15 protein-coding genes are annotated in these 13942 nt (G+C 37.4%); 2 read left to right on the top strand and 13 right to left on the bottom strand.

Annotation, left to right across the window (positions count from 1 at the left end; all coding sequences use genetic code 11):
• Window positions 1–151: 151 nt before the first annotated feature.
• The 6 genes from ACXPAV_RS08450 to ACXPAV_RS08425 all read right to left on the bottom strand — a co-directional run bounded on the left by ACXPAV_RS08450 (window position 152) and on the right by ACXPAV_RS08425 (window position 6101).
• On the bottom strand, window positions 152–1147 hold the full coding sequence (locus tag ACXPAV_RS08450; RefSeq protein WP_458003248.1) for a substrate-binding domain-containing protein: 996 nt from the start codon (window positions 1145–1147) through the stop codon (window positions 152–154).
• Window positions 1148–1184: 37 nt separating this feature from the next.
• Window positions 1185–2105, bottom strand: a complete 921-nt coding sequence (gene rbsK / locus ACXPAV_RS08445; protein WP_458003247.1) for a ribokinase — start codon at window positions 2103–2105, stop codon at window positions 1185–1187.
• Between the two features lie 82 nt (window positions 2106–2187).
• The gene (locus ACXPAV_RS08440; protein ID WP_458003246.1) at window positions 2188–3117 is read right to left on the bottom strand and encodes a dihydrodipicolinate synthase family protein; all 930 of its coding nucleotides are present in this window, start codon (window positions 3115–3117) and stop codon (window positions 2188–2190) included.
• A 20-nt stretch (window positions 3118–3137) separates the two neighbouring features.
• Complete coding sequence (locus ACXPAV_RS08435; protein ID WP_458003245.1) at window positions 3138–4649, bottom strand: tripartite tricarboxylate transporter permease; 1512 nt, start codon at window positions 4647–4649, stop codon at window positions 3138–3140.
• Window positions 4650–4662: 13 nt separating this feature from the next.
• Complete coding sequence (locus ACXPAV_RS08430; protein WP_458003244.1) at window positions 4663–5109, bottom strand: tripartite tricarboxylate transporter TctB family protein; 447 nt, start codon at window positions 5107–5109, stop codon at window positions 4663–4665.
• 41 nt (window positions 5110–5150) lie between these two features.
• Window positions 5151–6101, bottom strand: a complete 951-nt coding sequence (locus ACXPAV_RS08425) for a tripartite tricarboxylate transporter substrate binding protein (RefSeq protein WP_458003243.1) — start codon at window positions 6099–6101, stop codon at window positions 5151–5153.
• A gap of 203 nt (window positions 6102–6304) precedes the next feature.
• Between ACXPAV_RS08425 and ACXPAV_RS08420 the strand changes: the two genes are divergently transcribed.
• Window positions 6305–7003: a fumarylacetoacetate hydrolase family protein gene (locus tag ACXPAV_RS08420; RefSeq protein WP_458003242.1), complete on the top strand. Its 699-nt coding sequence runs from the start codon at window positions 6305–6307 to the stop codon at window positions 7001–7003.
• Between the two features lie 55 nt (window positions 7004–7058).
• On the opposite strand, the gene purT is transcribed toward ACXPAV_RS08420, so the two are convergent.
• The 5 genes from purT to ACXPAV_RS08395 form a co-directional block, all read right to left on the bottom strand.
• Window positions 7059–8240 (bottom strand): formate-dependent phosphoribosylglycinamide formyltransferase, encoded by a 1182-nt coding sequence (gene purT, locus ACXPAV_RS08415; protein WP_458003241.1) that lies wholly within the window; start codon window positions 8238–8240, stop codon window positions 7059–7061.
• A gap of 66 nt (window positions 8241–8306) precedes the next feature.
• Window positions 8307–8813, bottom strand: a complete 507-nt coding sequence (luxS, locus tag ACXPAV_RS08410; RefSeq protein WP_458003240.1) for an S-ribosylhomocysteine lyase — start codon at window positions 8811–8813, stop codon at window positions 8307–8309.
• Between the two features lie 182 nt (window positions 8814–8995).
• A complete protein-coding gene (locus ACXPAV_RS08405; protein WP_458003239.1) occupies window positions 8996–9601 on the bottom strand; it encodes a sugar O-acetyltransferase in 606 nt (201 codons plus the stop codon).
• Window positions 9602–9604: 3 nt separating this feature from the next.
• Entirely contained in the window at window positions 9605–10549 is a 945-nt protein-coding gene (locus ACXPAV_RS08400) for an NADP-dependent oxidoreductase (RefSeq protein WP_458003238.1), read from the bottom strand.
• 13 nt (window positions 10550–10562) lie between these two features.
• Window positions 10563–11111, bottom strand: a complete 549-nt coding sequence (locus ACXPAV_RS08395; protein WP_458003237.1) for a DJ-1 family glyoxalase III — start codon at window positions 11109–11111, stop codon at window positions 10563–10565.
• Window positions 11112–11256: 145 nt separating this feature from the next.
• On the opposite strand from ACXPAV_RS08395, the gene ACXPAV_RS08390 reads away from it, so the two are divergent.
• The gene (locus ACXPAV_RS08390; protein WP_458003236.1) at window positions 11257–11955 is read left to right on the top strand and encodes a 7-cyano-7-deazaguanine/7-aminomethyl-7-deazaguanine transporter; all 699 of its coding nucleotides are present in this window, start codon (window positions 11257–11259) and stop codon (window positions 11953–11955) included.
• Here the strand turns inward: ACXPAV_RS08390 and ACXPAV_RS08385 are convergent.
• On the bottom strand, window positions 11921–12685 hold the full coding sequence (locus tag ACXPAV_RS08385) for a class I SAM-dependent methyltransferase (RefSeq protein ID WP_458003235.1): 765 nt from the start codon (window positions 12683–12685) through the stop codon (window positions 11921–11923). The two genes, ACXPAV_RS08390 and ACXPAV_RS08385, sit on opposite strands and share 35 nt — an antisense overlap.
• Window positions 12685–13782, bottom strand: coding sequence for a tRNA (uridine(54)-C5)-methyltransferase TrmA (gene trmA, locus ACXPAV_RS08380; protein WP_458003234.1), 1098 nt, complete (start codon window positions 13780–13782; stop codon window positions 12685–12687). The genes ACXPAV_RS08385 and trmA overlap by 1 nt, the downstream gene beginning before the upstream one ends.
• Between the last annotated feature and the right edge of the window lie 160 nt (window positions 13783–13942).

Below are 13942 nucleotides of genomic sequence, written 5' to 3'. Positions count from 1 at the left end.
GAGTTTTTTATATAGAATCACAAAAACAGGAAATTTAGGATTTTATAGTTGTTTGCTTTTAGCATAATGCCAGTGTTATATCGTATCGCTATATCACGTATACTGTTTTCGGTTTATATCAATTTTTTATTTTATATTTAAACGACTATATCTAAATTTTAACCACGGAAGCACGCCAAATTAATTGTGGCTGTAACATTGTGGTTTTATATTCTAGATCTGGAGATTTAATCCTTTCTAATAAGGTTTCCACAGCTAATTTGCCCAATTCTGCTTTAGGTTGATGAATTGTGGTTAACGGTGGTGTGAGATATTGCGCCAACATAATATTGTCATAACCGATGACAGAAATATCCTGAGGAATGTGTAACCCTTGTTGCCAAGCCACTTGATAAACGCCGACCGCAATGGTGTCACTACAGGCAAAAACTGCTGTAGGGCGAGGTGTAATCTGTAACAATTTTTTCATTCCTTCTACGCCACCTTCAAAATCAAAATGGCTTTCAATGATCCAATCAGGGTTGATTGGCAAATGTGCATCCTGCAATGCTTTTTGATAACCGACTAAGCGGTTATGTGCTAAGGATTTATCCAATTTCCCTGTAATAATGGCAATATTTTTATGCCCCTGATCAATTAAAGTTTTTGTTGCAAGATAAGCACCAAATTCGGAATTTTCATAAATTTTATCGGCATTCAGTTCGGTCGGCCACCAGTCCATTACCACAATCGGCAAATTTAGATTTAACTGTTCCACCATTGCGTGGCGAGTGTCAGAATACATTAACAGCAATCCGTCCACCTGTTTTTGAATTAAAGTTTGAATATTCTGTTGCAAACGTTGTTCATTGCCATCGATACTGGAAATGATCAAGTTATAGTGGTGCTGATTGCAATATTGTTCAACGCCACTTACTACTTCGGCAAAAAAGGGGTTGCTAGTAGCGGCAACCAACATTCCTAGTGTTTTCGTTTCTTTTACTTTTAAGCTACGGGCAACAGCGGAGGGAGTATAATTTAACTCGTTGACTATCTTCATAATTTTTTCGCGCATCTCATCACTGACATAACGAGTATTGTTAATTACGTGTGATACTGTAGAAGTTGAAACTTTCGCTATCCGTGCAATATCCTTCATTGTTGCCATAACAGTTTTGCCTTTTATTTGAATAATTTAAGTTATGCTATTTGATATTGGCTAAAAAATCGAGCGTTTCCTGACGGCTCGGAATAGAAGTTTGTGCACCGAAACGGGTAACACTGATAGCGGCTGCTGCGTGAGCAAATTGAATTGACTCTTCCAGCGATTTCTGTTCTAACAATGCGGTTACCAATGCACCGTTAAAGGTGTCGCCGGCGGCTGTGGTGTCTTTTGCCTGAACACGGAAACCGGGAATAATTTTTTGTAATTCATTATGGCTGACAAATACCCCTCTTGCACCTAATGTAATCAACACGATAGCAACACCTTTTTGGTGAAAAATTGATGCTGCTTGTGCTGCACTTTCTTCATCCACTACCTTAATGCCGGTCAGCACTTCCGCTTCAGTTTCATTCGGCGTAATCATTGTTAATTGAGCAAGTAGTTCGTCTGGTAACATCTTTGCTGGTGCTGGGTTTAACACAGTGTGTTTGCCTGCTTGTCTAGCAAATTTTGTCGCATAAATAATGGCATCTAACGGAGTTTCAAGTTGCATTAATAGTGCATCGGAGTCAAGAATTTTCTGTTTAAACTTGTCCACAATGTCGGTGGTGAGATGAGCATTGGCACCGGCTGAAATGACGATACTGTTTTCACCGCTGTCGGCAACTTGGATCATAGCGATACCGGTAGTTTCACCTTGAATTGTAGCGATGCTTTCGGTGTTTATGCCATCTTTTTGAAAAGCCTGTTTCATCTCAAGCCCGATTTTATCTTCGCCAATACAAGCAATAAAATCGACTTTTGCTCCTAAACGAGCAGCTGCGACAGCTTGATTGGCACCTTTTCCACCATAGACGATATGGTAATTTTGACCGGATAGAGTTTCTCCCGGTTTTGGGAAATAAGGAACTTGAATAACGTGATCGGCATTAATACTGCCAAGAACGGTGAGTTTTTGCATTTTATTTTTCCCTTAAATACAACGTGAGTAATTATGTTTATTTAACTGTTTAGGCACACTGCTAGTGTGTGCCGTTATAATATTAAAGATTAATTTCTTTAATTTTTTTACGATAATCATCAGAAGCTTGCATAATATGATTTAATAGATCTTCTACAGCCCAATATTTTACTAAAAAATTGTCTTTGATAACCCTAGAATTATAGCATTTAAATGTACCCAATTTTGTATGCATTAATTTTGCAAAATTTGGATATCCAAAACTTTCTGCTGCTCCACAAATAGCAAGAAAATGAGCAAGTTCTGAAACTAAAGGATGATTGGAATATCTATTTTTATATAGCCAAGCATAAAGATCAGGATGAATATTGTTAAATACTCCAGAGAATCCTTCTGAACCAGCTTTCATTGCTTCAAATGCAATAGATGCATTAGCATTTATGATCTTTAGATTACTATTTTTTGTAAGTTCAATTCTTCTTTTTACTGTTGATAGATCACAAGAAACATCTTTTAACACCAGCATATTTTCTAACTGTGCAAAATAACTAATTTCTTCATCTGTTAGTAATCGACGAAATGGAGCAGGACACTCATATAATCCTAATTTTATATCTTGAGGTAATTGAATAATTAATTTCTCAAAATGCTGTTTTAGTGCTGATGTTCCCTGATTGTTAACATCAAGTCTATTAGTTATTAAAATAACAGCATCGACACCTGTATCATAAATTGCGTTTAATTCTTTTACTTGAGTATCTAATGCTTCACTAATATGACCTGAGGCAACAACAGGAATCCGTCCATTAGCTTGAGAAATAACAGTTTTCGTGATATTGATACGCTCTTCTAGAGATAGATATTGTATTTCGCTGGATTGGCATGCTGCAAAAAGAGTATTTGCACCATTATTAATATACCAATCTGTTAGTCGACGTAATCCATCATAATCTATTTCATTATTTTCTTTGAATGGGGTTAGCATTACAGGGATAATTCCTTGAAGTTTCATTTTTATTCTCCGTATATAAATTAATTAGAATGTTTTTCTTTAAAGTTTTTAATAATTCCATATATTTGTAATATAACGACTATTAGAAATAAAATTGCCAGTATTAGAGAAACTGGTCTTTCTACAAATGCAATTAAACTACCATCTGCTTTTGTTAATGATGCAAGTAAGTTTCTTTCTAACATTGGACCTAATATCATACCTAAAATTATAGGAGATATTGGATAAGCATTTTTTTGTAGGAAATAGCCTATTATTCCCATTAATCCCATAACGATAATAGCTTCTATAGAGTTATTAATTGCAAAAGAGCCAATGATGCTGAATATAATAATAATCGGATATAGAATATCTTTATTAATTTGTATAATTTTCTTTAGAAAATTTACTACGATTAGGGCTAATGGAATTAAAGCAATATTAGCAATAAAAAAGAGAATAAAGACAGCATATAATTTATCTGGTTGGAATAAAAATAGTGATGGTCCGGGTTGCATATCTTTCATATATAATACGCCTATAATAATAGCTGCTGCAGAATCACCTGGTATTCCAAAAACTAATGATGGAATCCAACTTCCAGCTAAACTAGCATTATTACTACTGGATGAATCGATAATAGCATCTTCTGATCCTTTCCCATATTGTTCAGGATATTTGGATAATTTTTTGGATATTGCATAAGAAATCCATGCTGCAATATCTGCCCCTGCTCCAGGCAATGCTCCTATTAGTGTTCCTAGGATACTGCTTCTTAATATGCTGGTTTTTCGTTTAACTAATACTTTTCCTAATCCACCGAATAAATTTAATGATTTTGGCTGACTAAAATTATTATTAGAGTTTGATTTATCGATGAATTTATATCTGTTAGCATAATATTCAATAGCACCAGATATAGCAAATAAACCTATCATTGCAGGTATAAAACTAATACCTTCATAAAGTGATATAAAGCCAAAGGTAAACCTAGCTTGTCCGGTAAACTCATCAAATCCTATAGTTGATAAAATAATACCGAATAATAGGGTTACTAAACTTTTAGTGATAAATTTACCAGCAATTAAAGTGGCACAACTTAAACCTAATAGAGATAGCCACATATATTCAAAAGAACTAAATTTTAGGGCAAATGTTGCTAGACTTGGTGCGGCAAGTGATAGGATGATAGTTCCGATTACACCACCTATCACAGAACTTAATAAACCTAGTCCCAAGACACGATTGACTTTTCCTGCTTTGACTAGCGAATAGGCATCATCAACGTAGGCTGCTGATGCAGGAGTTCCCGGAATGCGTAAAAGTGCACCAGGAATATCTCCAGCATAGATTGATGATGCACCAACAGAAATCATTAATGCGAGAGCAGGGATAGGATCCATAAAGAAAGTAAATGGAACTAATAAAGCTACAGCCATAGTGGCGGTTAACCCTGGTATAGCACCTACGAATAATCCAAATAGTCCAGCAGTGAGAATAGCTAATATAGCATTAATATTTATATAAGATATTGCTGATATTAAAATATCCATAAATATTCCTCTCCTAATAGAATAATATTCCAGTTGGTAAAGAAACTAAGAGTACTTTTCCAAAAAGTATATAAATAGCTATAGATAAAATAATTAAAAATATAGCAGTGATTAATTTCTTTTGCTTTAATAAAGGAATGGTAAAAGATATCAAAATTAAGCTGCAAGTTAGAATAAACCCTATATATTTTGATATGAATATATATGTAATTATTAGGGAGGTTGTCAATAATATGCTCATTATATCATTTTTTATATTAAATGATTGAAATATATATTTGTTTTTTATATTTAATTCAATTAAAAAATCAATTATAGAAAATGAAGATAAAAGAAAGCCAACAATAGTAGGAAAAAATGCAGCACCATAATTGGAAAAATCAGCATAAGTATAATAACTATATAGAGAGATAGTTAATCCTAATATAAAAATAAATAGAGGGGTTAATAATCTAAGCATAGCTATTATATAGATCCCTTTTCAGGGATCTATCTCCTTAATTATTTATCGGTTGATAACAATTCACCAAATTTGGTGTCTTCATTTTTCATAAATTGAATAAGATCATTTCCATATAAAGCACTTACATCAAATCCTTGTTTATGTGCAAATTTTTGTAATTCGCCACTGGCATAAACTTTTTCCATTGCTTTTATTAATTTTTCTTGGACGTTTTCTGGTAATCCTTTAGGAGCAACGAGAACATTCCATCCACCTAAAGTCCAATTTGTCTTTGTAACATCCTTAAATACAGGAATATCTGGATATAAAGTATCTTTTCCATCAGAGGTGATAGCCAAATGTTTTACTAAACCGGCATCAGTCATACTTTTGGCTTCACCGGGAGATGAAGTGGTAAAGTCAATACCTCCAGAAATAAGTTCTTGCAATGCCGCGCTAGCACCTTGAGATGGTACGAATTTAACAGCATCTTCAGGTTGACCAATGCTTTTTAAGATTCCAAGTAAATTTAAATGCCAGATAGAATTTAAACCGCTTCCAGATGCTTTTAATTTTCCAGGATTTTGCTTAATTGTATTAATCAGACTATTTAAATCTTTATATGGAGAATCTTTACTAACTTGAATACCTCCAGGAACGACAGCTAAACGAACGATATTTGTATAATCTTGATAACTTAGATCTGTCATTTTTTGATGTCTCATTAGCGCAATTTCAGCGGTTGCAACTCCTAAGGTATAACCGTCGGGTTTTGCTCGTTTTATGGCATCATGTCCAACTACTCCACTACCACCTGTTCTATTTATAACATTAACATTTACACCTAATTCAGTTTGAAGACCTTTAGCAACCAATCTAGCAATCGTATCGGTGTTACCTCCAGCCCCCCAAGGGACGATAATTGAAATTGGTTTTTCTGGATAAGCAGCAAGTGCAACTGATGAGAAGAGTGAACATAAAAGTAATGTTTTAGTAGCAAATTTTTTCATATAGCACCTCTTGGTCGTTGTAAAATTAGAATCGAAACGTTTCGATGAGATAAAAATAACCAATTTTCGATTTTCTTAAAACAAGCAATATTCAAATTTGTGAAGTTGATCAAAAAATAAAATGAAAAAATCGAGAGTTTTAGTGTGGTGTGGTAATTTTTATTGAGTTTGTGATATTGGTTTGAGCAAATAAGGAGAGCAAAATGGCATATCTATTCACACCGCCACCGTTAACAACAATCACAATGAAAGATTCAAATGACGAGATAGCGGTGCATCGCGTTTATTGTGTTGGCAGAAATTATGCGGAACACGCGCGTGAAATGGGGCACGATCCCGATCGTGAACCACCGTTTTTCTTCTGTAAACCGGCGGATGCGGTGCAGTGTGTCAAACAGAATGAATGTTATGCCTTTCCCTATCCGACTTTAACGAAAAATTTGCATTATGAAGGTGAATTAGTTGCGGTAATCGGTAAATCGGGCGCCAATATCGCTGTGGAAAAGGCGTTGGATTATGTTGTAGGCTATGCGGTTGGTTTGGATATGACCAGACGAGATTTGCAAAATGAGATGAAATCAATGGGGCGACCGTGGGAAATTGGTAAGGCATTTGATTACTCTGCACCAATAAGTGAAGTGTCGTTAGTAAGTGAAGTGGGGCACTTGTCGCAAGGTGCGATTCAGCTTTGGGTTAATGGTGACGTGCGGCAGAGCAGTGATCTTAACCAATTAATTTGGTCAGTGGCGGAAACAGTTTCTCATCTATCAACTTATTTTTGTTTACAGCCGGGTGATTTAATTTTTACTGGCACGCCGAAAGGTGTCGGCAAAGTGGAAATTGGCGATCAAATTGTTGTTGCGGTTGATAAATTAGGCGAATTGAAAGTGGATATTGTGTGAGCACAGGCGAAAGGCTTCTCTCAAAGAGAAGCCTAGATATGGAGAAAATGACACGTTACAGTATGATTTCCAATTTTTGATAGGCGCGGTTTGCTTTTTCTCGTGCTGTTTCAACACTATCGGCACTCGCCAGAATCACGCCTAAGCGGCGATGTCCATTCACATCTCTTTTCCCGAATAGGCGGAGATTAGTATCCGATTCGGCAAGAACATTTTCAAGATTACCAAAACGAACTTGGTTTGATTTTCCTTTTACTACGATTGCTTTAGAGGCGCTCGGTGCTAATAGTTTTATTTGTGGAATAGGTAAGCCTAAAATGGCGCGTGCGTGTAATGCAAATTCCGACAAATCTTGAGAAATCAAGGTGACCATTCCGGTATCGTGCGGACGAGGGGAAACTTCATTAAAAATAACTTCATCACCGCAAACAAACATTTCTACGCCGAAAATCCCATAACCACCCAATGCACCAGTGATTTTTTCAGCGATGTGCTGTGCTTTTTGTAATGCAATCTCGCTCATCGCTTGCGGTTGCCAAGATTCCTGATAGTCGCCATCAACTTGTACGTGACCGATCGGCGCAAGGAAGGAGGTGCCACCACGATGGCGTACAGTTAATAAGGTGATTTCATAATCAAAACGGATAAAGCCCTCGACAATGACACGTCCGCCGCCGGCACGACCGCCTTCTTGTGCATATTGCCACGCTTGTTGTAACTGCTCTCTATTTTTGAGAATGCTTTGTCCGTGCCCGGAAGAGCTCATAATCGGTTTAACTACGCAAGGCAAGCCGATTTTTTCCACCGCCTGTTGAAAATCGGCAAAATTGTCGACAAATTGAAACGGGGAGGTCGGCAAACCTAACTCTTCGGCAGCTAAACGGCGGATACCTTCACGATTCATTGTCAGTTTAACCGCTTTTGCCGTCGGAATAACGTTGTAACCTTGCTGTTCCAACTCGACTAAAGTATCGGTGGCAATCGCTTCCACTTCCGGCACAATGTAATCCGGTTTTTCTTTTTCGATAAGCTTTTTAAGCGCATCACCATCCAACATTGAAATGGTGTAAGCACGGTGTGCCACTTGGTGTGCCGGTGCGTCAGCATAACGATCAACTGCAATAACTTCTACACCTAAACGTTGTAATTCAATTACGACTTCTTTACCTAATTCTCCGGAGCCGAGCATCATTACTTTTGTGGCAGTGGAAGTGAGAGGTGTACCTAATGTTGTCATAGAATTTTATTCCTCCAATGTTGTGGGCAAATAAAAAGCCAAGCTGAAGAGCTTGGCTTGAGGTTACTATTGATTTAAAAAGCTGTCATCAAGTAATAAATCTTGATTGTGATTAATGCCGATTCCCTGAGTAAGCACCTTTTTTGCTGCTGCTTGAGCCTCCACTAGCGAATGTTCAGTGTATGTTCCGCATTGATATTGGTTTAATTCCGGGATCTCTTTTTCACTTTTTATAGACAATACATCCTGCATTGCTTTTTCCCATGCCGCCGCAACTTGTTGTTCCGCAGGCGTACCGATTAAACTCATATAAAATCCGGTGCGGCAACCCATTGGTGAAATATCAATAATTTCAACGCTGTCACTATTGAGATGATCACGCATAAAACCGGCGAAAAGATGTTCCAAAGTGTGAATACCTTTCGGACTGATATTGTCTTGATTCGGTTTGCAAAAACGAAGATCAAAAACCGTAATTTTATCGCCTTTAGGCGTTTGCATTGTCTTTGCAACACGCACCGCAGGGGCATTCATTTTAACGTGGTCAACCTTAAAACTGTCTAATAATGGCATAGTGAAAAAACCTTCTTTAAAAAAATTTTGATTTTGACTGAACTTTTTCAGAGCAGGTTTGTCTGAAAAGGTGCAACATAATGGTTGTTTAAATTAGTTCCTTAGGTTATTTGCCGCCTAGTGTTTGGGGCGGCTTTTTTTATCTCTGTTATTTGCGTTAATTGTAGCTTGAATTAGTGGCTTTAAACAGTGCGATCCAGCAGTTGTTGATACTGTTTACGATCCTGATCGTTGATTTCTCGAATCACCCGACAAGGGTTGCCGAACGCTAAACTGTTTGCCGGAATCGATTTTGTTACTACGCTGCCGGCACCGATAACGCTGTTTTCACCGATGGTAACACCACCTAAAATCACACAATTGCCTCCAATCCAGACATTATCTTTAATAATAATTGCCTTTGCTTGTTCATAGCCTTGATTTCTTTGTTGGTAATGTAATGGATGCCCAACTGTATAAAGACTGACATTAGGTGCAAACATCACATTATCCCCAATTGAAACCTTGCCACTGTCCAAAATAGTACATTGATAATTGGCGAAAAAATTATTACCGACTTCAATATTAAAGCCGTAATCACAGAAAAACGGTGAATTTATGTGCAAATTATCTCCGCTTTTACCTAGCAGACGCTTTAGTAATATTTTACGTTGGGGATCGATAGGAGAAAGCTGATAATTGAGCTGAAATAAAATCTGCTTCGCTTGTTGTCTAAGTCGAATTAATTCTGGATCATAGGGGAAATGCGGCAATTCTGCCAGCATTTTTTCTTTTTCAGTCAATGACATAAGTTACCCTAGCTGTAAATCCAACACAATTTTACCACTGGTTCGTCCGCTTTCGAGTTGACGATGTGCCTGTTGAATATCGGTTATCGGCAATACTTGCGCAATCTTTAAGTACAAACGGTTTTCTGCTAAATCATTCAGCATTGTTTCCAGATCCTGACGATTTGGCACCGCCAACATCTTTTCCACCAGCAGTTGCTGTTCAGCCCCAGCCTGTTGTAATAACGGCACGTGAATGGTAGGAATGCAGATAACACGTCCTCCTTTTTTCACCATTTTCAATGCAGCGACACCGCTCTCACCACCTACTAAATCAATAAAAAGATCGGCATTGAGATCGGGATAAGCGTGCGGATGATGATAATCAACGGTGTGATTTGCACCTAAAGCCAATGCTTGTTGCTGTTTAGCTTCGGAACAGATAACGGTAATATCGACATTCTCTTTGGCTAAAAGCTGTAATAATAAATGCCCGACACCGCCTAACGGTGCAGACATTACTATTTTCTGTCCGGCAGAAACGTTTGCCTGTTTCAGAATTTGCAATGCGGTAACGGCAACGGTCGGCATTGCGCCTGCTTCAGTTAATGAAACGGATTCCGGTACTTTCGTTACTAAATCGGCATTCACAGCAACATAGCGAGCATAACAACCTCCTTCAAAGGTTAAAGCTGCAACACGATCACCAACTTGGAAACCACTATTTTTACCAGCTTTGGCAACAATACCAGCAACATCGAAACCTAATACAGCTGGAAATTGAGATTTGAATTTTTCTGCTCCCCAACCTAAACCTTTACGTGTTTTGAAATCAACGGGGTTAATTCCAGCAAAATGATTTTCGATCAGAACTTGTTGTTCTGAAATGGTGGGCATAGGTAATTCTGGTTGGAATACCAATACATCGGCTTCACCAAATTCGCTAATAGTTGCACCATAATTGCGCATAAGCACCTCCTGTTTAATAAAATAATTGTTGTTTTACTTGTTCAGCAGCTTCTACACCGAGTAACTCACTCACAATAGTTAATGCAAAATCAAACGCAGCACCTGGACCTCGACCTGTGATAAATGGCGCATCAACTACTGCGGGGATATGGTGATAATGAACTTGATTGTCGGTAAAAATCTGACGCATCGTTGGATAACAAACCGCATTTTTATCAGTTAATAAGCCTAATTTTGCTAATGAGGTTGGTGCGGCACAAATTGCGGCAATACGTTTATTCTCTGCGATAAATTGTTGATATATTGAGTTTAATTTGCTGTATTTACTGTCAAGACTTTCATGTCCACCTGGTAAAAAGAGCATATCGTAATGGTTCAAATTTGTTTGTTGTAATAAGCGATCTGTAACCACTTTAACGTTATGGGCTGAAGTCACAATTTCTGTATTATCTAGAGAGATTAAATCGATTTGTAACCCAACACGTCTAAATACATCAGTAGGTACTAATGCTTCTGCTTCTTCAAAACCTTGAGCTAAAAGTAATGCGATTTTTAGTGTCATAAGCTTTCTCCTTTTTTAGTTAAACGGATCACATTATACGCTTTTTTATTGAAAATTTTTGTGATCGGCGTATGATGCAACACCTTATTTTTAGGTTGGGTTCCCTCACCCCAAATGATGTTAATGTAATAAAAAGGACTACAAAATGATTTCAGCACAAACGCTATTTAGCGATCGTGAAAAACGTCGCGCACTAATTTTATTAACTTTTTTCCATATTTTTATCATTGCAATTAGCAATTACCTGGTTCAAATTCCATTTACTATTGATTTATCGTGGCTAGACTTTAGCTTTCATAGTACTTGGGGAACACTAACTTTTCCACTTATCTTTTTAGCCACTGATTTAACCGTGCGTGTTTTCGGTGCAAAAGAGGCTCGCTGGATTATTTTCTGGGTAATGTTTCCGGCACTGATTGTCAGTTATGTTATCTCTACGCTCTTTTCTGATACGCAATATCAAGGTTTAGCCGCGTTGGCAACGTTTAATCTGTTCGTTTTTCGTATTTCTATCGCCAGTTTTGCCGCGTATGTGTTCGGTCAATTATTGGACGTGTTGGTGTTTAACCGTTTAAGACAGTTAAAAACGTGGTGGATTGCTCCGAGCAGTTCAATGATTTTCGGTAGTTTATGCGATACATTTGCCTTTTTTGCGATTGCGTTTTATCGTAGTAGCGATGCATTTATGGCAGAGAACTGGGTAGAAATTGGCTTTGTTGATTATTTATTTAAACTTCTGATTGGTTTGTTATTTTTCGTTCCGGTTTATGGTGTAGTTTTAAAAGCCATTATGCGTAAATTGGCACTACTTAATCTTGCGCAAATGCAGCAGGCTCGTGGTTGATGTAAATATCAAAACGGTGATTTTTGGTTGTTTGGCTGAAGTGCGGTTTGCATTCCGCCAAATAACCAGCATAATCAGGGCGTTTCACCACTACCCGATGAGCTAGTTTCAACGCTGTTGTTAATAATTGATCGGCATCTGAGTCCTCTCCGACCAACGACTGAAAAACACGCATCTCTTTCTTAACTAACGCACTTTTATTTTTATGCGGAAACATAGGATCAAGATAAACAACATCAAATTTTTCAGTGTTCGGATCAAGTTCAGCTATTGTTTTAGCTGGTAATAATTTCATTCGTTGTTTCATAAACTCACCGATTTCAGCATCGCTATAAGCACGTTGTAAGCCATTTTCTAATAAAGCAGCTACTATCGGATTGCGTTCTACCAATGACATTTCACATCCGATTGATGCCAACACAAAAGCATCTCGCCCTAAACCTGCAGTTGCATCAAGAACTTTTGGTAATTTTCCTTTTTTTACACCAACAGCTTTAGCCACTGCTTCACCACGGCCACCACCGAATTTACGTCGATAAGCCATTGCGCCAGAGACGAAGTCCACACAAATAGCTCCGAGTTTAGTTTCATCTGTCTTATAAAGTACCAAGCGTTCCGGCTCTAAAACTAAGGCAAATGGTGATTTTGGATCATTTTCCAACTGCCATTTTTCGATAATTTGACCAAATTTTTCATCATCACCGGATTGATTAATAAGCTGAATCTGCATTATTTCCTCACCAAATAGACACCGCTTTCGATATGGCGTGTGTAAGGAAATTGGTCAAAAAGTGCTGCGTTCTCAATATGATGAGTTTGACTTAAAACGGTTAAATTTTCTGCTAAAGTTTGCGGATTACAGGAAATATAAAGAATATGGTCATATTGTTGCACCATTTTTAAAGTTTCTGCGTCTAACCCAGCTCGAGGCGGATCAACAAAAATAGTGTTGCATTGGTATTGTTTAAGATCAATTCCCTTTAGACGATAAAATTCGCGCACGCCTTGCAATGCTTGCGTAAACTCTTCTGCTGACATTCGAATAATTTGTAAATTATCAATATGATTGGCAGCGATATTGAATTGTGCCGCCTGTACCGAAGGTTTGGCAATTTCAGTCGCCAACACTTTTCTAAAATGTTGTGCTAAAGCCACTGAAAAATTGCCATTACCACAATAAAGTTCTAACAAATCACCTTTAGCATTTTCTGTGCAGGATAATGCCCATTCAATCATTTGGCAGTTAATACCGGCATTCGGCTGGGTAAAACTGTTTTCAACTTGGCGATAGATATAATTTTTGCCGTTGATTGGCAATACTTCATCAATAAAATCTTGATCCAAGCAAATTTTCTGTTTATTGGCTCGCCCGATAACTTGCACATCAAATTGTTGCCGTTCAAGTTGCTGTTTCAGTTGTTTTGCGGCGGTAATCCAAGTTTCATCTAACTTTTTATGGTAAAGCAAACTGATGATAATTTTATTGCTGACGGTACTGAGGTAATCAATCTGGAATAATTGATTACGCAAAATAGGTTGTTGTTTAAGCAATGGTAATAATGCGCTCATTGTTGCATTGATTAATGTTGAAGCAATTGGAAATTGATCAATGCGATAGCGCCGCTTACTTTGCGGATCAAACATAATGTGATAAAGATCATCACCATCGTGCCAAACCCGAAATTCAGCACGCATTCGATAATGTTTTAATGCGGAACGATGAACCTTAATTTCACCCTGAAAAAAAGGTTTAAGTAGTTGAGTTAGATAATAAACTTTATCTTCTAACTGTTGATTGTAATGTGATTCGGAAAAGTCAGTCTGCATAATATTATCGTTTGAGTCAAAGAATGGGGCGCATTCTAACATAAAAATCAGTATGGACGAAAAAGCACGATCTAAAAATGTAAAGCAGATTATTTTAGAAATTTGACCTACTTCACTATTCTGAAAAATAAACGATAAAAGGCTTGAAAAGCTGATCATA

The organism is Gallibacterium sp. ZY190522, from assembly GCF_054166015.1.
The sequence above is the reverse complement of the archived record's forward strand: the minus strand, read 5'-3'. Positions and strand labels throughout refer to the sequence as shown.

Coding starts and splice junctions, on each gene's coding strand:
- ACXPAV_RS08420 (WP_458003242.1), top strand. CDS start 6,305: ATGGCATATCTATTCACACCGCCACCGTTAACAACAATCACAATGAAA.
- ACXPAV_RS08390 (WP_458003236.1), top strand. CDS start 11,257: ATGATTTCAGCACAAACGCTATTTAGCGATCGTGAAAAACGTCGCGCA.
- luxS (WP_458003240.1), bottom strand. CDS start 8,813: ATGCCATTATTAGACAGTTTTAAGGTTGACCACGTTAAAATGAATGCC.
- ACXPAV_RS08425 (WP_458003243.1), bottom strand. CDS start 6,101: ATGAAAAAATTTGCTACTAAAACATTACTTTTATGTTCACTCTTCTCA.
- ACXPAV_RS08405 (WP_458003239.1), bottom strand. CDS start 9,601: ATGTCATTGACTGAAAAAGAAAAAATGCTGGCAGAATTGCCGCATTTC.
- ACXPAV_RS08430 (WP_458003244.1), bottom strand. CDS start 5,109: ATGCTTAGATTATTAACCCCTCTATTTATTTTTATATTAGGATTAACT.
- ACXPAV_RS08395 (WP_458003237.1), bottom strand. CDS start 11,111: ATGACACTAAAAATCGCATTACTTTTAGCTCAAGGTTTTGAAGAAGCA.
- ACXPAV_RS08400 (WP_458003238.1), bottom strand. CDS start 10,549: ATGCGCAATTATGGTGCAACTATTAGCGAATTTGGTGAAGCCGATGTA.
- ACXPAV_RS08440 (WP_458003246.1), bottom strand. CDS start 3,117: ATGAAACTTCAAGGAATTATCCCTGTAATGCTAACCCCATTCAAAGAA.
- ACXPAV_RS08385 (WP_458003235.1), bottom strand. CDS start 12,685: ATGCAGATTCAGCTTATTAATCAATCCGGTGATGATGAAAAATTTGGT.
- rbsK (WP_458003247.1), bottom strand. CDS start 2,105: ATGCAAAAACTCACCGTTCTTGGCAGTATTAATGCCGATCACGTTATT.
- purT (WP_458003241.1), bottom strand. CDS start 8,240: ATGACAACATTAGGTACACCTCTCACTTCCACTGCCACAAAAGTAATG.
- trmA (WP_458003234.1), bottom strand. CDS start 13,782: ATGCAGACTGACTTTTCCGAATCACATTACAATCAACAGTTAGAAGAT.
- ACXPAV_RS08450 (WP_458003248.1), bottom strand. CDS start 1,147: ATGGCAACAATGAAGGATATTGCACGGATAGCGAAAGTTTCAACTTCT.
- ACXPAV_RS08435 (WP_458003245.1), bottom strand. CDS start 4,649: ATGGATATTTTAATATCAGCAATATCTTATATAAATATTAATGCTATA.